Source organism: Acinetobacter sp. ANC 4636 (assembly GCF_054454555.1).
Map to the genome: position 1 here is coordinate 341,122 of NZ_JBTKVD010000002.1, position 20,792 is coordinate 361,913.

Annotated in this window: 17 protein-coding genes and 1 pseudogene; 9 read left to right on the plus strand and 9 right to left on the minus strand. The window is 42.5% G+C overall.

All coding sequences use genetic code 11. The annotated features are described in order from the left end of the window. Positions 1–385: 385 nt before the first annotated feature. From ACX1N5_RS03735 to ACX1N5_RS03750, 4 genes are all read right to left on the minus strand, one after another. On the minus strand, positions 386–1,777 hold the full coding sequence (locus ACX1N5_RS03735) for an LLM class flavin-dependent oxidoreductase (RefSeq protein ID WP_458799428.1): 1,392 nt from the start codon (positions 1,775–1,777) through the stop codon (positions 386–388). 471 nt (positions 1,778–2,248) lie between these two features. After that, the gene (locus ACX1N5_RS03740; protein WP_458799427.1) at positions 2,249–3,544 is read right to left on the minus strand and encodes an acyl-CoA dehydrogenase family protein; all 1,296 of its coding nucleotides are present in this window, start codon (positions 3,542–3,544) and stop codon (positions 2,249–2,251) included. Positions 3,545–3,768: 224 nt separating this feature from the next. Then, entirely contained in the window at positions 3,769–5,466 is a 1,698-nt protein-coding gene (locus ACX1N5_RS03745; protein WP_004754793.1) for an NAD-dependent malic enzyme, read from the minus strand. 241 nt (positions 5,467–5,707) lie between these two features. Then, positions 5,708–5,965, minus strand: coding sequence for a type B 50S ribosomal protein L31 (locus ACX1N5_RS03750; RefSeq protein ID WP_458799425.1), 258 nt, complete (start codon positions 5,963–5,965; stop codon positions 5,708–5,710). A gap of 171 nt (positions 5,966–6,136) precedes the next feature. Between ACX1N5_RS03750 and argS the strand changes: the two genes are divergently transcribed. Together argS and ACX1N5_RS03760 are read left to right on the plus strand one after the other, a co-directional pair. Then, positions 6,137–7,927 carry an arginine--tRNA ligase gene (gene argS / locus ACX1N5_RS03755; RefSeq protein WP_458799423.1) on the plus strand — a complete coding sequence of 597 codons (1,791 nt, stop codon included), beginning with the start codon at positions 6,137–6,139 and terminating at the stop codon, positions 7,925–7,927. A gap of 17 nt (positions 7,928–7,944) precedes the next feature. Further along, on the plus strand, positions 7,945–8,538 hold the full coding sequence (locus ACX1N5_RS03760) for an SPOR domain-containing protein (RefSeq protein WP_458799421.1): 594 nt from the start codon (positions 7,945–7,947) through the stop codon (positions 8,536–8,538). A gap of 25 nt (positions 8,539–8,563) precedes the next feature. Here the strand turns inward: ACX1N5_RS03760 and ACX1N5_RS03765 are convergent, their stop codons facing one another. Continuing rightward, positions 8,564–9,466 (minus strand): DMT family transporter, encoded by a 903-nt coding sequence (locus ACX1N5_RS03765; RefSeq protein WP_458799419.1) that lies wholly within the window; start codon positions 9,464–9,466, stop codon positions 8,564–8,566. A 168-nt stretch (positions 9,467–9,634) separates the two neighbouring features. Between ACX1N5_RS03765 and ACX1N5_RS03770 the strand changes: the two genes are divergently transcribed. Continuing rightward, on the plus strand, positions 9,635–10,504 hold the full coding sequence (locus ACX1N5_RS03770) for a helix-turn-helix domain-containing protein (protein WP_458799846.1): 870 nt from the start codon (positions 9,635–9,637) through the stop codon (positions 10,502–10,504). Between the two features lie 118 nt (positions 10,505–10,622). Here ACX1N5_RS03770 and ACX1N5_RS03775 read toward each other — a convergent pair whose 3' ends face one another. Further along, positions 10,623–11,363, minus strand: a complete 741-nt coding sequence (locus tag ACX1N5_RS03775; RefSeq protein WP_458799417.1) for a TenA family transcriptional regulator — start codon at positions 11,361–11,363, stop codon at positions 10,623–10,625. Between the two features lie 682 nt (positions 11,364–12,045). Between ACX1N5_RS03775 and ACX1N5_RS03780 the strand changes: the two genes are divergently transcribed. Beyond that, positions 12,046–13,281: a GGDEF domain-containing protein gene (locus ACX1N5_RS03780; RefSeq protein WP_458799415.1), complete on the plus strand. Its 1,236-nt coding sequence runs from the start codon at positions 12,046–12,048 to the stop codon at positions 13,279–13,281. A gap of 13 nt (positions 13,282–13,294) precedes the next feature. Here the strand turns inward: ACX1N5_RS03780 and ACX1N5_RS03785 are convergent, their stop codons facing one another. Then, complete coding sequence (locus ACX1N5_RS03785) at positions 13,295–13,753, minus strand: 2-thiouracil desulfurase family protein (protein WP_004754809.1); 459 nt, start codon at positions 13,751–13,753, stop codon at positions 13,295–13,297. A 61-nt stretch (positions 13,754–13,814) separates the two neighbouring features. Further along, positions 13,815–14,471 carry a glutathione S-transferase gene (locus ACX1N5_RS03790; RefSeq protein ID WP_458799413.1) on the minus strand — a complete coding sequence of 219 codons (657 nt, stop codon included), beginning with the start codon at positions 14,469–14,471 and terminating at the stop codon, positions 13,815–13,817. 185 nt (positions 14,472–14,656) lie between these two features. Between ACX1N5_RS03790 and mdtD the strand changes: the two genes are divergently transcribed. The 5 genes and pseudogenes from mdtD to ACX1N5_RS03815 all read left to right on the plus strand — a co-directional run bounded on the left by mdtD (position 14,657) and on the right by ACX1N5_RS03815 (position 19,843). Beyond that, entirely contained in the window at positions 14,657–16,066 is a 1,410-nt protein-coding gene (gene mdtD, locus ACX1N5_RS03795) for a multidrug transporter subunit MdtD (protein WP_458799411.1), read from the plus strand. Positions 16,067–16,126: 60 nt separating this feature from the next. Continuing rightward, positions 16,127–16,879 (plus strand): glycoside hydrolase family 25 protein, encoded by a 753-nt coding sequence (locus ACX1N5_RS03800; RefSeq protein ID WP_458799409.1) that lies wholly within the window; start codon positions 16,127–16,129, stop codon positions 16,877–16,879. Position 16,880: 1 nt separating this feature from the next. Beyond that, entirely contained in the window at positions 16,881–17,948 is a 1,068-nt protein-coding gene (gene dinB / locus ACX1N5_RS03805) for a DNA polymerase IV (RefSeq protein WP_458799844.1), read from the plus strand. A gap of 213 nt (positions 17,949–18,161) precedes the next feature. Further along, positions 18,162–19,485, plus strand: a pseudogene (shiA, locus tag ACX1N5_RS03810) (shikimate transporter). A 4-nt stretch (positions 19,486–19,489) separates the two neighbouring features. After that, on the plus strand, positions 19,490–19,843 hold the full coding sequence (locus ACX1N5_RS03815; RefSeq protein ID WP_458799407.1) for a RidA family protein: 354 nt from the start codon (positions 19,490–19,492) through the stop codon (positions 19,841–19,843). Positions 19,844–19,864: 21 nt separating this feature from the next. Here ACX1N5_RS03815 and ACX1N5_RS03820 read toward each other — a convergent pair whose 3' ends face one another. Next, positions 19,865–20,329, minus strand: coding sequence for a DUF2726 domain-containing protein (locus ACX1N5_RS03820; RefSeq protein ID WP_458799405.1), 465 nt, complete (start codon positions 20,327–20,329; stop codon positions 19,865–19,867). Positions 20,330–20,792: the final 463 nt, after the last annotated feature.

Consider the following 20,792-nt stretch of genomic DNA (forward strand, 5'->3'; position numbering starts at 1 on the left):
ACTCTTTTTATCATTGGATGCCCTTAAGTTAGCATTGTTTTCTCAGGGATTTTATAGATAAAAATGCTTTGCTTATTCAAAATAACTACATGATTTTTCAACAATAAAAAAGGCTGTACCATACAGCCCATTTTATGATTTTTAGATCTAGAATGCTCTCGGCCTACCACGTATTTTCCCACATAGCCTGTCGAGTTTTACTTTCCACAATCATATCAACATCAGGTTTGGTCATTTCAAATTTGAGCAGAAAGCCCATCACGATCATCAGTACCATCACAAAAACCAACAGTAGTAAAATATATCGGTTTTATAGTTTCCCACCCAGATGAGTAATACAAACTCAGCGCGCGTCAAATCACCTTATGGATTTTTTAAATACGGATTAACTGGCTTCGGCAATCGGATTTTTTTCACCAAAACGATAAGCTGCCCCGCGATGATTTTCAGGTAAATACGGCCCTTGCCCAAACAGTTTTTCGCGCAGTGTACCTTGCGCATATTCAGTCTGATACACGCCACGTTTTTGTAGCTCAGGCACAATAAATTCCACCACATCACTAAAGGTCTGATGCGCCAAAATATAGGCTAAGTTAAATCCATCTACATCGGTTTCTGCGACCCATTCCTGTAAGGCATCCGCCACGGTTTCGGGCGAACCCACCAACACAGGGCCATTGCCACCGACACTGTTCCAGTTGGCAATTTCCTCAATCGTCCAGATACGGTTTGGGTCAGCATTGACATAAGAGTCCAGCAAGGACTGAATCGCATTAGTCTGAATATATTCGACTTTATCGGTGGGTTGATACTGGGAAAAATCCACGCCCGACCAACCCGACAGCAAGGTCAGTGCGCCGTCATAACTGCCATAAGACTGGTATTCTTTAAACTTCTGCTGGGCTTTGGCATCACTGCTGTCAGTGACAATCGAAAGTAAGGTATAGATTTTAACCGAATACGGGTCACGCCCTTGCTCTACCAGTTTGGCACGAATCCCCTGCACCACTTTTTTAGCCGCAGCTTTGGACGGCGGTGCGATAAACACACATTCGGCATTTTGACTGGCAAACTGCTGCCCGCGACTGGATGCTCCAGCCTGATACAGTACAGGCGTACGCTGCGGTGACGGTTCACAAATATGAATCCCTGGCACGCTAAAATATTTACCCTGATGTTGAATCGGATGCACCTTACGATGATCAGCAAAAATACCACGTTGCTTGTCGCGTAGTACCGCATCCTGTTCCCATGAACCTTCCCAAAGCTTGTACAGCACTTCTAAATATTCATCGGCAATATCATAACGGTCATCATGATTTTCCTGTGTTTTTAGCCCCAGATTTTTCGAGCCACTTTCCAAGTAAGAAGTCACGATATTCCAGCCCACCCGTCCTTTGGTCAGGTGATCTAGCGTACTTAAACGACGCGCAAACGGATAAGGATGCTCAAAGGAAATCGACGTAGTTACCCCAAAACCCAAATGCTGCGTCACCGCCGCCATCGCAGGGACAATCTGTAACGGATCATTGACAGGCACCTGCACCGCACCTGTCAGTGCATGTTCGGCACTATGATGATAAACATCATAAATCCCTAAAACATCGGCAATAAAAATCCCGTCAAAATAGCCACGCTCTAAGATTTTTGCCAGATCGGTCCAGTATTCCAAATCCTTATATTCAGTCGAGCGGTCTTGCGGATGCCGCCATAAACCGGGAGACTGATGAGCAATACAGTTCATTTCAAAGGCATTAAAGCTGATTCGTTTCGACATGATGGGCAACTCAAATTTTTTATGTTTAGAGTCATCTTAAAATAAAAAAAATCGTGAATTTATAACAATAACTTGGCTGCTTAGCAGATTTGCTGTTAATGAAATAATCTGCTGTGGTTATCTATTTTTTTGGTCATAAAATTCGGGATTGCCAACTTTCGTTAAGACGTGATGCGCTAAATCATTTTGTACTTACAAAATGAAAAACCCCGACAGGATGTCGGGGTTTTCCGTATTTGATTACTAGGTATAACTCCTGTCGTACCTCACGTCCTGATGCTTGAACTTATCGTTTTTGTTTTATGTTCTGGAACTTCCTGTTCCTGATGAGTTCATCATAGCAAATTCCACATAGCTGCCTACTGGCAAATCGCCTGAATCATTGTCAGCAAATGCTTACATGAAACAGATAACCTATTGAACAAATAAAAAGCAGTCCTTCAGACTGCCCTATTCAAAATATCACTTCGCTTAACTGGCTTTGGACAATGCCTGATCCTGAGTGACATCTCCAATTCGCCACTGATACGGCGGCAACGTGCCATTGACACTAAAATCACCCACAATCCGGTCTTTAAACACCCGTGGATTATGCGAAGACAAGGTACGGACATTGCGCCAGAAACGATCCAGCACATAGCGTTGATCCGATGCCGATGCGCCCAAGGCATCAAACAGTACTGTTGAAGCATTTAAAATCAGTTGGGTAATCACGGTTTGCGACTGAGCCGTTTCGAGTTCAGCCAGTGCATTTTGCTGTTCTTCATATTCGGCATTGCCCTGCAATGCCGCCAGATAGGTACGTTGCAAGCTCTGCGCCACTTTTTCAACAATTGCACCCGCACTATAGGCTGCGCCACGTACCTGCCCCACCACCTGTAAAATTTGTGGATCATCCCGCACAAACTGGCTGTTGGCGTGGGTATAGTTGCGGCTACGCTGTTCGACTGCGTGCGATAGTTCATAACTGGCAGCACGCCCCAGCCCTGTAATAATCGCCAGCTGCACCAGTTGATAATAAGCTGCTGAATATTTAAAACGTGTGCCATCCACCAAAATTTCACTCGGATCAATCAGCACATCAGTAAAAATTGCCGTGCCGCTGGCAGTCAGCTTTTGTCCAAAGCCATTCCAGTCATCCAGCACTGCAACCCCTTCAGAATGGCGTGGCACCAGCACCGAAGCCGACTCTCCGGTTAAGTCCTGAATCCCGACTTCAATCCAGTCCGCATATAAACTGCCTGTGGTGTAATACTTTTGTCCTTTCAGACGCAGCCGACCTTGCGGATCACGGTAAATATGGGTTTGGAACTGATTGCGACTTTCTTTGCCTCCTTCCGACCATGCACTGCCTATGGTTTCGCCTGAGGCTATGCGTTTTAGCCAGCGTGCTTTAAATGCAGGATCTTGAGAGATCAGGACATCTTCAGTAAAACCAAAGTGTACCCGCAGCACTTGCGGCAAGTTCGAGTCGGCTTGGGCAAGTTCAACCAGTAAGGCAAATAATTCGGGAATCGTGGCATCAAAGCCGCCAACAGCTTTCGGTAAACGTAACCGGGTAAAGCCACTGTCTTTAAGCCACTGCAACTGCTCATATGGCAAGATACGCTGCTGCTCGCGCTGTAATGTGCCTGCCTGAATTTTGGCAAACACAGGGCGAAAATGCTGAGCCAGCTCGTCATAACGGCTGGAAGGACCTTGCCCCCATGCAGCATAAATTTGGGATTCAGAAAAGGCTTGGGCATGCTGAATTGTTAGATTAGTCATGGCATTACTCAAAAAATCGATATGCCTTTACCTTAAAATAAATTGCAGACAGCCATCAGACGTTGTTTTGCTATGATTAGCACAATTTTAGATAATTGCTGCTGAGTTACTTAAAAGTGATGAATGTCTTTTACGACTAAGCTGGTCACGTCATTACCTTAAATCAAAAAATTAAAGCAAAAAAACACCCTGCATCGGCAAGGTATTTTTATCTATTTTAAAGTTTAAAATGGAACACGTTTATATTGGCGATATTCTGGTTTCCAAAAATTCTTCTCAATATTTTCAATCAGCAATTCATCGCTAATCACAGGTGCAACGCCCGCATCCATCGCCGCTTTTGCTACTTTAAATGCAATCACATGCGAAACTTTCTGAATCTCGTCAATCTCAGGCAGCAAGTCTGCATTTGGATCTTGCAACATTGGCGAACAGTCTGCCAAAGCGTTACTTGACGCCATCAACATGCTATCCGTGACGCGGGTTGCCGCTGCTGCAATCACACCCAAACCAATGCCAGGGAAAATATACGAGTTATTACACTGGCAAATGTTATACAACTTGCCTTGGTAATTGACAGGTGCAAACGGACTACCTGTTGCGATCAAAGCTTTCCCGTCTGTCCAGTTCAAGATATCGGCAGGTACTGCTTCAACACGTGAAGTTGGATTCGACAATGGTAATACGATTGGGCGTTCACAGTTTGCGGCCAAGGTACGGATAATTTCTTCAGTAAATAATCCTGGTTGACCCGATACCCCAATCAATACCGTTGGTTTGGCATGTTTCACCACGTCAAGAAGCGAAATCATTTCATCGGCTTGTGCCCAACTTGCCACCGTTTCAGGTTTTTGCGCTAGTTTGCGCTGGAAATCCAGCAAGTTCGGCTGGTTCTCCGTGATTAAACCGAAACGATCTACCATGAACACGCGTTGGCGTGCTTCAGCATCGCTCAAGCCTTCCGCCACCATTTGTGCCACGATCTGCTCAGCAATACCACAACCTGCTGAACCTGCGCCCAAGAAAGTAATTTTCTGGTCTTTTAACTGCTTGCCTGCCGCACGGCTCGCAGCAATCAAACTACCCACCGATACCGCAGCCGTTCCCTGAATATCATCATTGAAACAGCAAATTTCATCGCGGTATTTGTTCAGTAAAGGCATGGCATTTTTCTGAGCAAAGTCTTCAAACTGAATCAAGGCTTTTGGCCAACGACGGCGAATACCACGAATCACTTCATCAACAAAACTATAGTATTCATCACCGCTGATACGCGGTTGACGCCAGCCCATATAAATCGGGTCATTCAACAACTGTTGGTTGTTGGTTCCGACATCAATGGTAATCGGTAGCGTATAGGCTGGGCTGATCCCGCCACACGCTGTATAAAGGGAGAGTTTTCCGATTGGAATGCCCATGCCACCAATGCCTTGGTCGCCAAGTCCCAAAATACGTTCGCCGTCAGTGATCACAATCACTTTGACATTTTTGCGATTCACGTTTTGCAAAATGTCATCAATGTGTTCACGGTCAGGATAAGAAATAAAAACGCCACGATGACGACGGTAAATATCAGAGAACTGCTGGCAGGCTTCGCCGACGGTCGGTGTATAAATAATCGGCATCATTTCCGCCAAATGATCTTCAAGCAGGCGGAAAAACAGGGTTTCGTTAGTGTCTTGGATATTCCGTAAATAAATGTGCTTATTGATGGCATCGTGAAATGCAGAGTACTGTTGATATGAGCGCTGGCTTTGTTCTTCAATAGTTTCAATCACATGGGGAATTAGACCATGTAGGTTAAAACGAGTCCGTTCATCTTCGCTAAATGCAGAACCTTTGTTCAATAAAGGCAGTTCTAATAAGGTATTTCCAGCATAAGGGATATAAAGGGGATGCTTTTTTTGCGTAGCAGAGGTCATGTTTAGTCTCATCTTTTGACTAAAACTACACGATTGTGAAGTTTAGCTTTTCAAAATACCTGACTAGCTTAAGCCTTTTTTGATAAAAAAGGGTATTTAGCAAATTTATAATGGTGTGGGACTTATTTCCTAATTAAATTATTCTGACTAATGCAGTTGGTCTTTTAGGATTTTGCTTATTTCTTGCAGAAAACGCAGGGAATTCTGCAAGAAAAAATCGGCTTGTTTTCGGTTGTCGGGTTTAGGCTTTCTTCTTGGCAAAACGTGCAAACTTGCGATTAAAGTTCGCCACACGCCCTTCATTACTCGCCTGACGCACTTCGCCAGTATAAAAAGGATGCGAAGCACTGGAAATATCCAGCGTCACATAAGGATAAACCTGCCCCTGATATGCTTTGCTTTGGCTCGGCTTTAAGGTTGAACCAATTAAAAAGTAAGTATCTGCGTTGGTATCATGAAACAAAACTTGTTGATAATCAGGATGAATATTGATTTTCATTAAACACTCCAGAATAATTACGTTATAACATAACATTATTCTAACCAATTTATTTCACTTTCGTCAAAAAATCCGTATGGAAATGCTCAAAATCAGGCGAAATAGTCTTTCCCTAAAACGTACAAAATTTGCTATATTTACCCTTTTTCCGCGACATTTTTTCTATCCATTATGAATACGGCAATCCAAGCAGCTCTTGATCATGCAGTTCAGTCCCTCAAGCAACAGGGTGTTCTTCCATCCGACTGGAACAACAACAGTATCCTAACGCGAACCAAAGATCGAAGCCACGGCGATTTTGCCTCAAATGTTGCCATGACGGCTGCCAAAGCTGCGGGCTTAAAACCGCGTGATCTTGCAGAACAAATCTTGGCAAATTTGCCTGAAGTTGCCGACATCAGCAAAGCTGAAATCGCAGGTCCAGGATTCATTAACTTCTTTTTAAATGCCGATCAACGTTTTGCAATCCTTGACCAAATTCAACAACAAAAAGATGTATTTGGTCGTACCCAAAGCAATGTTGGGCAACGCATTCAGGTCGAGTTTGTATCTGCCAACCCGACCTCTAGCCTGCATGTCGGGCATGGTCGTGGCGCAGCATACGGCATGACCGTTGCAAACCTGCTTGAAGCCACAGGCGCTGTGGTTGACCGTGAATACTATGTCAATGATGCAGGTCGTCAAATGGACATTTTGGCAACCTCAACTTATTTGCGTTATTTAGAATTACAAGGGCAAACTCTGGTTTTCCCAAAAAATGCCTACCAAGGCGACTATGTCAAAGAAATCGCTCAAAGCATTATTGAGAAAGATGGCACAGCGCATGTTCGCCCAGTCGCTGACGTGTATAAAGACGTACCTGAAGATGTGCAATATGCTGCTGAACCAGATGCTGACGGCAATAAAGTCATCGTTTCAGGCGACAAAGAAAAACACATCGATGGTTTGATTGGCAACTCACAACAATTACTTGGCGCAGGCTATCGTGTTTTCCATCAAGCGGCGCTTAAAGCGATTTTAGATGACATCAAAGATGACCTTGGCGAATTCGGCGTAACCTTCAATCAGTGGTTTAGTGAAGCCAGCCTGACTGAAAAAATTGATGAAGCCCTCGAAACACTTGATCAGCGCGGCTTCTTGTATGAACAAGACGGTAATATCTGGTTTAAATCGACTGAATTTGGCGATGAGAAAGACCGTGTCGTGAAACGTCGTAATGGCCAAACCACTTATTTTGCTTCTGACATTGCGTACCACCTCAACAAATTACAACGTGGTTATACCCATATTGTGGATATTTGGGGTTCAGACCACCACGGTTATATTGCTCGCGTAAAAGCTGCGATTGATGCCATGGGTTATGACTCTAGCAAACTGACTGTGCTACTCGTTCAGTTCGTCAGCTTGTGGCGTGGCGGTGAAATGGTACAAATGTCATCGCGTTCTGGTCAGTTCGTGACTTTACGTGAACTGCGTGAAGAAGTCGGTAATGATGCTGCTCGTTTCTACTATGTGATGCGTAAGAGCGAACAACACATCGACTTTGACCTTGACCTTGCCGTATCGCAAAGCAAAGACAACGCCGTGTATTACATTCAATATGCGCATGCACGTATTTGCCGTATGCTAGAAAAAGCCAAAGATACAGGGATTGCTTTCGATGCAGTTCAAGCCCGTCAATTTGCTGAACAATTGAGCCTTGAAGCTGAAACTGAAATTCTGGCAAAACTTGCAGCCTACCCAGATATTATTAACCGCGCAGCCAATGCTTACGAACCGCATCAGGTCGGTAACTACCTGAAAGAACTTGCAGCGCTATTCCACGGCTGGTACAACGAACATAAAGTGCTTAGTGACGATGCAGCGTTAACCCAAGCACGTCTGTTACTTTCAGTCAATGTACAACAAGTATTACGTAACGGTTTAGAGTTGCTCGGTGTATCTGCACCAGCATCCATGTAAGTTAAGAGGATTGCTACGTGTGGGGTAAAACACAACGCGGCGTTTCCGAACGCCCAAAACAGTCACAACAGTCATTGATTCCAAAATGGTTTGGTACATTAATCCTGATTTTAATGGTACTCAGCGCTGCGGTGGCTTTGATGCTGTGGAAGCCGTGGGCACCCGTACATCCACGTAGCGACGCCAATGCTGGACAGCCACAGGGCGAAACCAATAAAGACTACCGTTTTTATGACCAGTTGCCAAAACAACAGGTCACGCCTATTCCTGATCAGGCTGTACCTGCCAATCAACAACGCCAAGAAGCTGGGGTGATTGTTGAAGCGCCTGCACAGCCAACGGCTGAAATCAGCAATGCATCTGAGCCGAATACCGCCGCACAAACCAGCTATATTTTGCAGGTTAAAAGCTACACCGACCCTGACAGTGCCGATGCTAAACGTTCAGAAATCTTAATGAACAAATTGCCTGCCGATGTCATTATTGGTACGGAAAAAGGTAAAACATGGTATCGGGTCATTTCAGGGCCTTTCACTTCTCAAAATGAAGCCATCGCTGCACAGCAAACTTTGCAAAATAGCGGTATCGATTCGATCATCGTGAAGCATTAAGCCAATCAAATGTAAAAAAAAGCGATCAACTGATCGCTTTTTTTATTGAGAAATTTCGAAATTTGGGGGCCAAAAAGAACACCAGATTGCCCAGTAAAATACAGATCACACCCAGTATCGCAGTTAAACTCCAGTGATAATTTTCCCAGAAGGTCGAAATGGTGAGTGCAACCAAAGGAAAAAGTAAGGTACTGTAAGCTGCCTGCCCCGCCCCAATTCGCCCAACCAACATAAAATAAGCACTAAAGCCAATCACTGAACCAAAAATTGCCAGATAACCCACTGCCAAACTAAATTGTAAGTTCCATGCTGGTATAAATTGCATGCCTTGTGATGTAGCAAACAAACCCATCCACAAGGTGCCATAACTCATGGCATAAGCATTACTGCTCAGCACATCTAAGCCACGTTTTTGATGTCGGATACTGATCATATTGCCCAATGAAAAGCCATATGTTCCGAGCATGCACAAACCGATTCCCAGCAAGGTATTGCCCTGAAAATGGGTACTGCTCAAGTCTTGCCAGAACAGTAAAAACATACCGAGAAAACCTAAAGCCACTGCAGGAAAAAACTGTGCGACAATTTTTTGTCCGAAAAAAATTCGGCTATTAATAGCATTGAACAGTACAGCCATCGAGAAAATGACAGACTCCAGGCCACTGTTAATATAAGAAATGGCATGATAAAAGCACAAAAAGTTTAGTCCGAAGACACATAATCCTTGTAGCGCACAAAACAAATGATCACGCAATGCAAAACGGCGCAAATGCCCTGTCAACGATAGCCCGACCAACAAACAACTCGCCGCAATCAAAAACCGCCAAAATACAGCAACCACAGGATCAACCACATTGGCTTGAGCGGTAATGGCAATCCAGGTTGTTCCCCAGATCAGCACAACCAGTCCATACAGAAATAGATTCACGATGACTCTCCTCAATTCTGTTGTCAGTTTGCTTGTATTTCACTGAGCTTGCTTGCACAAAGCAGGGAAAAAATTGCATAAACTTGCGCTTTTTTTCTAAAAATTTGTAACCCTTTTGAAAAAATCGCTAGACTATATTTCCAATGGTTTTGTCACATGACTCCGCATATGGCTTATCAGACCTTAGAACAACTGCAACGACATAAAGCCCAATTACTTGAACACGTACAACTAGGTTCAGGTATGCAACTGGCTGCCTGGTATAATCGGCATGATCGCGTCAGTGTCTGTAGTGATCACCATACCTTGAGCTTATATACTTGCGGGGGCTATGAAAGTTATCAAAAAACAGCTCAGGGCTGGCGTAATGGTGGCGGCCCCGATCATTTCTGTCTGATGCCTCAGCAACAATATTCTGAATGGGATATTCGCGGAGAATTGAGTTTTGTGCATTTGTATTATACCGATCAGCATTTACGTGATCTGGCTGCACATGTCTGGGACAAGGAACCGAACCTGATTCAGCTGCATGAAAAAACCTTTGCAACTGATCCTCAGATTACTTTGCTGTATCGGCATTTTTTATTGGGCTGCAACTGGCAACAATCAGAAAATTTGCTCCAGCTCTCCACCACAGCCACCTTATTACTGAACCATTTATTAAAACATTACAGCAATATTGTTTGGAAAATGCCTCAGTTGAAGAGTGGTCTAGCGCCTGCAACACTACGCTGGGTACTTGAATGGATTGAAGAAAATTTACATTTGCCGTTAACGATTGCAGACTTGGCAGCACAGGCCAATTTAAGTGAGTACCATTTTGCCCACATGTTTCGACACTCCATGCAACAGGCGCCGCACCAATACATTTTGCAGCGCCGTTTGCAAAAAGCCCATCATTTGATTTCACAACAACATATGAGCCTGACCGACATTGCACTGGAATGCGGTTTTAGTTCAGCCAGCCACTTCAGTCGCCGTTTCAAGCAGCAGTTTGGTTTTGCACCATCTAAGCTGAGAAGCGAGCATACTTCATGATATTTTGATCTGCTAAAGCTGAGACCATCAATTTTTTATGGGTCAATTTTATTGCTCTGTATGAGATCCAAGCAAAGCAAGTGAACACCATAATCAAGAAGCTTGCACAAATGACCTATCAGCCTTGAAGCTTATAACATTCATCGAGTGCCAACGCGTAGTATTCCAGACCTTCACGTGCAGCATGAAATGCTTTTTGTTGCAATTCAGGTTTACCTTCACATAAACGCTTGATCAGTTCCATGGCTTCATACGGATGAATATCGTCATAATGCGCATGGGCACGTAACCATGCCAGCGAGCGTTTATCAATCTTCACATCGGGATGATTCTGGTAATTATGAATGCCTTTATAAACGTGTGAAGACCAGTCACCTGTTGCCCATTCAATTGCTAAATTGGTTGCTGCCAAACATTCGGCAAGGCTACCACGATAGTTAATGCTCCAGAGATAATGATTCACAGCATTCATGGCAGGTGGTGGGGTAACATGATCAAGCTGATCGACCGTTAGACCAAAGCCACCCGCCCAGTCCCGATACCAAGTCAAATGGCGCTCTTCAACCTTAATATTCTGAATCAGCCAGTCTCGGGTCGGCACTACGCCCGCTTCATTAAACTGAGTTGCCTTAGCCAAAGCCAGTGCCATATAGGATGGAAACTGTGCAACCAAGGGGTAAAAATTTAATAAAGCTGCACGAAAGCATTCTAGTTTAAGTGTGCCATTTGCCATACCAATAAATACAGGATGCTGGCTGACACGCTCTTTTGCAGGAATCAGATCATCCCAGAACTTCTGCGCCCACATACTATGAGGCGTGATTTCCAGGGTGAGTTCATTTTTTAGAACAGTCATCATTCACTTCCTCTTGAATTTATTTCATTTAAGCTTTTATTTTTAATACAACATGCGCTTTGAATAATCAATTAAATTTATTGACTTATTGAATATAGCATTATAAGCCAATCTAATAAAATAAATTAGGTATCTTCAACCACTTATACTCAATAATTCAACTTCCTTCATAGAGGTTTACAGTCTCTATGGTTATCCACAAGAAAATTTAAATATATTTCAATCAAACAAAAGAGAAATACAATTAAAGAATGAAAGAAGCCGATTTAGAGATTTATACCAGAATATTTTGACAATTTAATTAACAGTTAAAACCAAAACCTCAGGCCCAAAATATCATGTAATTTTTACATGATATTTACAACAAAATCATAAAGAACGCCCTACACTCTACTATTTGACATAATATTAAAAACAATCATTATCATTTTAAAATCCCAAAGTATTTAAAATATAGCCAAGAAATTTTTATATACACAATTAAAATAGCGTTATAATTTTAATCCTAATGGAAATACTATATAACCAATAGAAAAGAAGCAAAAAGTAGATATAGACCTCTTTCATCATGGTTTACACCCTCTTTATTGTCCTCTATGAGAACAAATTGAAATATGTTTCAATGATATACAAGAGAAATAAAATCAACTGATGAAAGAAGCCTCCTAAATAGTGAGATTGGGCGATGAAATTACAAAGCTCTAGCATTCTTAGTAAAGAACAAGTAGATTTACTCAAAAAAACTCGTTTAAATTTTCTTTTGTTTCCTAAAAGATTCGAAAGAATATACACAGAATGCTACCGTCATGAAGCCGCCTATGAATTTCGTTATCGTGGCATTATTATTATTATTTTATATCTTTACCTTTGTTTGGGTATTTATCAGGTTTTACCAGAAGATCAAGTTATTCCCTGGATTTCGCTCTACGGATGGGTCGGAGTCATTGTTTTTTTTGCATGGTTAATGTCTTTTGTTAAAACATTCAATTCATGGTTCGATTATTATGTGTGTATTGGCTCTACTTTATCAGTTGCCATTAGTTTCGTATTAGTCAATGGCTTGGAAGAAGTGCAAAATACCGTTCTTTTCCATACAGCCATGATGTATGCCGTCGTTATTATTTACGGCTTCGTTGGTTTACGTTTTTATACGGCATTAATTGCTGGCTGGTTAGGTGGTTTAATTGGCTTAATTGTGAGTAATCATATGAATGCCACCATCGACTGGACTCTACTCAACCGTACCTATACATTTAGCAGTTTTCTGGGCATGTCTTTGGCCTACTTTATTGATCGGCAGCACCGTGAGCATTTTCTAAAAGACTGTATTATTAAACACAATCACCTTGAATTGGTGCAACAAGCCCAGCAACTCTCCAAGTTATCGCAAATGGATGCATTAACGGGTTTGGCAAATCGTCGCTATCTCGATGAAATTTTACAAAATGAATGGGAACGTGCAATTCGCTATACGAAGCCGATCACCTCCATGATGATCGATATTGATTATTTTAAATTTTATAACGATGCACTCGGTCATGTGCAGGGCGACGACTGCTTAAAACGGATTGCATTTATGCTCAATTCATCCACGTCTAGCCAACAGGACATCTTGGTTGCACGCTATGGCGGCGAAGAATTTTTATTAATTTTTCCACAAACCAATGAACAACAGGCCAAGCAATGGGCTGAGCAGCTCCTCAAAAGTATGCATCAACTTGCACTGCCACACCCCTCGAGCCCAATTTCATCCTATGTCACGCTCAGTATTGGTGTCGCTACAATCATTCCTTCTTATGCAGAAAGTATTTCTGAATTTATTACATCTGCAGATCACGCACTTTACTTGGCAAAGCATCGCGGGCGCGATCAATATCAAATTGCCGAGTATGAAGTCCCACCTCTCGCCATCGCCAAATAAATCGATCAGCTTGCTATTCAGCAAGTTGCGATAATTGTTTTTCAGACAGTACCAAAATCCCATGCTGACGCAATAAAGCTGTCGTTACGCCAACGCCATCGACTCGTATACCAAAAAATGAACCATCGTAAACCTGCTGGCTACCACAAGATGGGCTATTTTCTTTTAATACAACATGTGTCGCCTGATATTTCTGGGCAATTGCAAGTGCAGAATAAGCCCCCTGAATATACTGTTCAGTGACATCACGTCCGGATTGATCAATCACTTGTGCCGTACCAGCCAAAACTGCGTAGCCATCTCCACCAACCATTTCCGCAGGTAAACGTGGCGTGGGTAAGCCCGCAAGTAACTCTGGGCAAATGGCAATCGCTTTATGTTCATGAATCAGCTGTTGAACTTTCAAATGCAGACAGTCTGTTCCATCATATCTGACAGGTCTCCCTGCCAAACATGCACTGACTAAGATCATGACTCAACAAACCTACAAATAAAATATAAGCATAACGCCTTTTTACATAGAACCCTAGTTGCTATTGATAGTGCCCATCGATTTCCTGTGCTCGCTGAAATGCATCGCGCTGCTGGATCCGTGCCAAAAATGCCCGAATGTTAGGAATATCGAGTGGAATACGCTTAGACATTGCTTGTAAAGGAAAACTCATTTGAATATCAGCAAAGGAAAAATCTCCAGCGAAATAATCATGCTCAGCTAAATATGCTTCAATATATGCGACATGATCTTGCAACCGAGGCTGTAAAAAACCTGCCTTGACGCCATTACAGACTTTTTTGGCAATTGGACGAATCAAAAACGGCATATGAGCTGGCATATTGCCCATTACCAACTGAAACACCAAAAGTGGCATCAGTGAACCTTCCGCATAGTGCATCCAGTACAAATACTGATAAGCATGTTCCTGATCTTCAGGACGAGGCTTGAACTGGTATTCAGGGTCATAGCGCTGCTGTAAAATTTCCAGAATCACGGCAGATTCTGCCAATACATGTTGATCATCCTGCAAGATAGGCGATTTTCCAAGTGGGTGGATGAGCTTGAGCTCATCGGGTGCAGACAAGTTGGGTTGGCGCTTGTAAAAGCGAATCTGGTAATCTGTCAGTTGTAACTCTTCCAAAGCCCATAAAATACGAAAGGCTCGCGAATACTGTAAATAATGCAGAATCATCATTAAAAGTGACCTCCAGAATATGGCTTCTACTCATCCTAACAGATCAATTTATGATCACCAGCGCTTTTTTATAACTTAGCATTTCCATGAAATAGAATTACAACTTAAATGCTTATGACACTCCTGTTACAATAAAAATTATCACCTTTCGATAAATTCATGAATTTTTATAAGGTTTTTCCTGTATGGAATCTAAAAGCCCGCCCAAATATCAGGCACTACAACCTCAATACCGCTTATTAGTTCTTTTGGTGTCGATTGGTTTTTTCATGCAGGCTCTCGATACCACAATCGTCAATACAGCTTTACCCGCCATGGCACAGCACTTACAGGAAAACCCTCTGCATATGCATGGCGTGATTGTCGCTTATGTACTTTCAGTGGCGAGCTGTATTCCTCTCAGTGGCTGGCTGGCAGACCGTTTCGGGCTACGTCATGTTTATTTAAGTGCGATTATTATTTTTACCATTGGCTCTCTGGGTTGCGGTTTATCTAACACTTTAGAACAATTGATCTTTTTCCGTGTGCTGCAAGGTATTGGTGGTGCATTACTGTTACCTGTTGGGCGGCTGTCTTTATTAAAAATTATTCCACGTGAGCAATTTCTATCTGCGATCAATCTAATGAGCCTTGCAGGGCTCATTGGACCACTGATTGGGCCAACTCTCGGTGGCTGGCTGGTAGAAGTCGCGAGCTGGCACTGGATTTTCCTGATCAATATTCCGATGGGGTTACTTGGCGTTCTCGTCACATTCAAAGCGCTGCCCAATATCATCGAACCAAATGTGAAACACTTTGACAGTTCAGGCGTGTTAATGCTGATTGTGGCGATGGTGGGTTTAACCTTGGGGATTGATTCATTCTCGATCAAAAGCAGTGGGTCATCGCACTCAATCGGGTATGCCTTGCTCAGTGCGGGAATTATTGCCAGTCTTTTATATGCTCATCATGCACATAACCATCAGAATGCTTTATTTCGCAGCGATTTATTTCGACATCAGTTTTATGCGATTGGGATTTTAGGTAATTTCTTTGCGCGTTTCGCAGGCAATGCCATTCCCTTTGTTTTGCCATTACTCATGCAAGTGGTCTTTAAATTTGAACCATTTGAAACAGGCCTGATGATGATTCCGCTCGTCCTCGGCTCACTGTTTTCCAAACCGATTGTGCGCCCACTGATTCAGAAGTTTGGCTATCGCAATGTGTTATTGTTCAATACCACTGCGGTAGGGCTATGTGTCATGAGTTTTACCCTCACTACAGCCACCACACCAGAATGGTTACGTGCACTGCATTTCTTTATTTTTGGCACACTCAACTCGATTCAATTTGTGTCGATGAACACCTATACCCTCAAAGATTTGCCATCGCAGCATGCCAGTAGTGGCAACAGTTTTCTGTCCATGATCATGATGCTATCGATGAGTATCGGCATCGCATTTACAGGAACGCTGATTCACTTTTATCAGGGTGCAACTTTTCATCTACCGATTGCTCAGGCTTTTGACTATACCCTACTCACGCTAGGCGCACTCAATGTCGTGACCATGCTGATTTTCTGGCAGATTCCAAAACAAAATCAGTCACAAGTTTAAATAGGCTTTCTGGTGCAGTTTTCTTAAAATAGATGCTCAATCCTAGATATCTGCTTGATCATGAAAGCTGCCCGCAAAAGCCATTTGCACCTTGTCCGAACTTTAACTGCAACTCTTGTGGTCTTACTCTTATGTTCGATCAGCCTGGTTCTACTGCAGAACCAGCCAGCAGAAGCGCAAGACCATCCCGTGCAAGGCTTCGATGTCTCTCATCATCAAGGCAAGATCGACTGGAAAAAGATTTCCCCTCACAAATACCAATTTGTGTATTTAAAGGCCACCGAAGGTGGTGACTACCAAGATCCAAGTTTTCAGCAGAATTGGCTAAAAGCACGCGAACAGGGCTTAAATGTCGGGGCATATCATTATTATCGTTTATGTCGTGAAGCCAAAATTCAGGCGGCCAATTTTATCGCCACAGTGCCCAACAAAGCCGATGCTTTGGCACCTGTCATTGATTTGGAATACGATGCCAATTGCCTTCAAAACTCAACCCAAGAACAACTACTTAAACAAATTCAAGTCATGGAGCAACTGCTGCATCAGCATTATGGCAAACCCCCTATTATTTATACCTCAAAAACCTTTTACCATATTGTACTCATGGGGCACATGCCACATAACGCGCTTTGGATTCGTGACTATGATGAGGCGTATCCCAAACTCAAAGACCAGCATGGCTGGATGTTCTGGCAATATACGCAAAAAGGGCATATCGAGGGCATTCAACAGCCTGTTGATTTAAACGCTTATGCAGGTTCAATGGCCCAGTGGCAAAGTTACTTACGTTCTTTAGGGGTAATTCATCATTAAACTGCGGAAAATCATTCACATCGACATGGATGCCTTTTATGCCTCAGTCGAGTTACGTGAACGTCCCGATTTAATCGATGTACCTGTCGTGGTCGCAGCTCATCATCCACGTGCCGTCATTACCACAGCTTCCTACCCTGCACGTCGTTTTGGTTTACGCTCAGCCATGTCAATGGCACAAGCCCGAAAACTCTGTCCGCATGTGGTGGTGCTGGAACCTCGTTTTGAGCTGTACCGACAAATTTCTACACAGATTCAGCAGATTTTTCAGCAATATACCGATCTGATCGAACCCTTATCTTTAGATGAAGCTTATCTGGATGTCACCGAAAATAAACTGGGTTTAGCATCAGCAACCGAAGTCGCACAAGCGATTCAACAACAGATTTGGCAACAGATGCAGCTCACGGCTTCGGCAGGAGTTGCTCCCAATAAATTTTTAGCCAAGATTGCTTCGGACTGGTATAAACCTAATGGGTTATGTGTCATTAAACCTCAGCAAGTTCAACAATTTATTTATGATTTACCTTTAAAGAAAATTCCAGGAGTCGGAAAAGTGACTCAAGCTAAACTGGAGCAGCTACAACTTTATACTTTAGGCGATTTACAAAAAATTGAACTCCATATTTTGCAAAAACATTTTGGCAAATATGGGCAACAGTTACATTTGTATGCGCAAGGCATTGATGAGCGACCTGTCGTAGCCAGTCGGGTACGTCAGCAAATTTCCAAAGAAATTACTTTTGATCAAGACCTGTATTTATCTGCCTGTCATGATGCATGGCAAATATTGGCTGAGAAAGTCTGGGCAAGTCTGGAAAAACGCCAACTGAGTGCTTTTGGTGTCAGCATTAAACTCAAGCAGCCAGATTTTCAAATTGTCCAGCACAGTAAACGTTTTCAAAGCCCCTTGGAAAACCTTGCCCAGTTACAGCAAGCCATTCTGCTCTTACTCTCCGAGCTTCAGCTCTCTCCCCAACTACGTTTTCGGTTGATCGGCATTGGCGTATACCAACTGATTGCGATAGAACAAAAATTTCAGCTGTCATTCTGGTCAGAGATGCATTGACGTTAAAATCTAGGTCTTTAATAAAAAATTATGGTCTAGAGACTCGCATACTATGCATTTTTCGATTAAGCTATGTTCGCTTACATTTATCCATGAAGCTATTGCATGGTTAAAACTAATCCATGGTTTTAACTAGCCGTCCCTGTAATACATCGGATTAATCATCTTGCGCATTGCGGGGCGCTCCGACTGTTCGGTATAGACTTTCTTTGAATGACCCCAACCTCTTCTCTCAAGATCACACACAAAAAACGTGCACGCAAAGCTGCCCTCAGTAGTTTTATGGGTACTGTTGTCGACTGGTATGATTTTTTACTTTATGGCATTGTTGCCGCATTAGTTTTTAAACAACAGTTTTTCCCGAATATTGACCTGACAATCGGTACGCTGGCGGCTTTTGCCACCTTTGGTGTAGGCTTCTTATTTCGCCCATTGGGCGGTATTGTGTTTGGACATTTTGGAGACAAACTGGGTCGTAAAAAGATGCTATTCCTTACCGTTTTTCTAATGGGAGGAGCAACGGTACTGATCGGTTTTTTACCCACATATAGCCAGATTGGCTGGTGGGCACATGCCCTGTTAGTCACTTTACGTGCCATTCAAGGTTTTGCTGTAGGCAGTGAATGGGGTGGTGCGGCACTCACGGCTGTAGAAAATGCACCGAAAACCCAAAAAGCCTTTTACAGTAGCGACGTTCAAGTCGGTTATGGCGTGGGCTTAATGCTAGTATCTGGCTGCGTATCGCTGATTATTCTATCTATTGGCGAAGATGGTTTTAGAGACTGGGGCTGGCGGATTCCATTTCTCGCTAGCATTATCCTTGTTGCTTTTGCGGTATGGATACGCTCCGATCAGGATGAATCTTTAGAATTTAAACAGCACCAAAAACAAGCACATCAAGTTCAAGAAAAGAAATCTCGCTTTCCGATTATTGAAGCAGTCAAGCATAATCCTAAAGGCTTTTTTTATATTATTGCTCTACGCTTGGCTGAATTGCTGTCGATGTATCTAGTCACCACATTTGCACTGAATTACTCCACTGAAAAATTGCACATGCCTTCACAGCTATTCTTGAATATCTCTTTAATGGTCGGTGCAATTAGCTGTTTCAGCATCCCATTTTTTGCCATGATTGCTGACCGCTTTGGTCGTCGTCGCATGTGTATTATGGGTGGGTTAATTGGTGCAGTAGCTGCATTTCCATTCTTTTTAGCCTTACAAAGTGGCTCAATTGGCTGGCTGATTGTGCTGTCTATTTTACTTGCCAATCTGGCACATGACATGGTGGTCAGTGTACATCAACCTATTTTTACTGAATTATTTGGTACCGAATATCGCTACAGTGGTGCAGGTGTTGGCTATTGTCGGTGGTGGCTTTACACCATTTATTGCCACAGGACTCATCTTTCTCGCACATGGGCACTGGATCTTGGTAGCAATTTACTTAACTGCTGGCTGTTTATTAACTGCAATTGTTGCAGCCCGCATGAAGGGTCAAGTATCATCAAAAATTATTCATCCTCCCCGTGTAGATTAAGATTATGGCTGTTGAACGTTTACATGTAAGCTCACGTTTTTGTGAAGTCGCAATTTCAGGTAATTTAGTCCATCTTGCAGGGCAACTTGCAGATGATACGGCTCAAGATATTCGCTCACAAACTCAGCAAACCCTTGCCAATATTGATCGTTTTCTTGCAGATGCAGGAACAGATAAAACCCATATTTTATCTGTGATTATTTTCCTAAAAGATATTGAACAGGACTATGCTGCAATGAATGAAGTATGGGATGCATGGGTTGTTTCAGGTCATGCTCCTGCACGTACCTGTGTAGAATCTAAACTGTATGCTCCTGATGTTTTGGTTGAAATGACTGTAACTGCGGTCAAACCATAAGATCGCAAGATGGCATTTGCCTTATGCAAATGCCATGCTTTTTTCCTGAATATTCAAGTCTCGTGATAATTTTTTCAGATCAGGCACACCTGCATAACGGATCACTCGATACCCTGCCATTTCCAATAGGGCATCTTCATACCGATCTTCACGATGCTGAGTAAACACTGAACCACATAATGAAATAATGGCTATAGCCTGAAACTGTGAATTTAAAATCACAAAATCAGCAGTCATATTATTAAATTTTTCCCGTGTATGTGAGTATTTACTGGTCAGTAAAGAACGATAAGACACATTCGATAAAATAATATGCTGCGGTAAAAGTTGTGTAAGCCGTTGATAAATAATTTGTTCATTATAATTAAGCAAGGCGCGCTGTTTTAAGGCACTATCAGAATGTCGATCTACGCGTTTTCGATAACGAAGTCCGAAAACAAGTAAAATCAGCAGACTTAATATACTAAGAGAAATAAGTTCGATCATTACACCTTTTCCTTATAATTATCTGATTCATGTATCAGTTGCAATCCCTATGCAAGTCTTTTATTCATCCTCAAATGATCAATGGCATTGGACAATACAATACCGTTGACAATAAATGATCAATGGCATTGGACAATACAATACCGTTGACAATCCATAAATTTTATAATGAAAAATATGAGTAGATTCGTCAACCTTATGAACACCTACCTAATCTATAACACATCCTGAATTCTTTTACTTTGGCTTTATAATATTGCCTTTTTATCAAGATAACGTACTGTTTGAACATAGAAAGTAAAATAGCGAGTGAGCTAGAATTTAGAATTCACTTGCAAAGTGCTCGACTTAGCTTTTGATAAAACAAAGATTCAGAACAAATCAAGAGATACATTCAAAGGGAAATTTTCAATTAGAGAAAGCAAAGCTTTAGGATACTATTTATTTTATTTAACAAATTTAC

Bases quoted from the DNA above. Each gene is read 5' to 3' on its own strand.
- ACX1N5_RS03735 (WP_458799428.1), bottom strand. From the start codon at position 1,777: ATGTCGAAACGAATCAGCTTTAATGCCTTTGAAATGAACTGTATTGCT.
- ACX1N5_RS03740 (WP_458799427.1), bottom strand. From the start codon at position 3,544: ATGACTAATCTAACAATTCAGCATGCCCAAGCCTTTTCTGAATCCCAA.
- ACX1N5_RS03745 (WP_004754793.1), bottom strand. From the start codon at position 5,466: ATGACCTCTGCTACGCAAAAAAAGCATCCCCTTTATATCCCTTATGCT.
- ACX1N5_RS03750 (WP_458799425.1), bottom strand. From the start codon at position 5,965: ATGAAAATCAATATTCATCCTGATTATCAACAAGTTTTGTTTCATGAT.
- argS (WP_458799423.1), top strand. From the start codon at position 6,137: ATGAATACGGCAATCCAAGCAGCTCTTGATCATGCAGTTCAGTCCCTC.
- ACX1N5_RS03770 (WP_458799846.1), top strand. From the start codon at position 9,635: ATGGCTTATCAGACCTTAGAACAACTGCAACGACATAAAGCCCAATTA.
- ACX1N5_RS03775 (WP_458799417.1), bottom strand. From the start codon at position 11,363: ATGATGACTGTTCTAAAAAATGAACTCACCCTGGAAATCACGCCTCAT.
- ACX1N5_RS03780 (WP_458799415.1), top strand. From the start codon at position 12,046: ATGAAATTACAAAGCTCTAGCATTCTTAGTAAAGAACAAGTAGATTTA.
- ACX1N5_RS03785 (WP_004754809.1), bottom strand. From the start codon at position 13,753: ATGATCTTAGTCAGTGCATGTTTGGCAGGGAGACCTGTCAGATATGAT.
- ACX1N5_RS03790 (WP_458799413.1), bottom strand. From the start codon at position 14,471: ATGATGATTCTGCATTATTTACAGTATTCGCGAGCCTTTCGTATTTTA.
- mdtD (WP_458799411.1), top strand. From the start codon at position 14,657: ATGGAATCTAAAAGCCCGCCCAAATATCAGGCACTACAACCTCAATAC.
- ACX1N5_RS03800 (WP_458799409.1), top strand. From the start codon at position 16,127: ATGAAAGCTGCCCGCAAAAGCCATTTGCACCTTGTCCGAACTTTAACT.
- ACX1N5_RS03815 (WP_458799407.1), top strand. From the start codon at position 19,490: ATGGCTGTTGAACGTTTACATGTAAGCTCACGTTTTTGTGAAGTCGCA.
- ACX1N5_RS03820 (WP_458799405.1), bottom strand. From the start codon at position 20,329: ATGATCGAACTTATTTCTCTTAGTATATTAAGTCTGCTGATTTTACTT.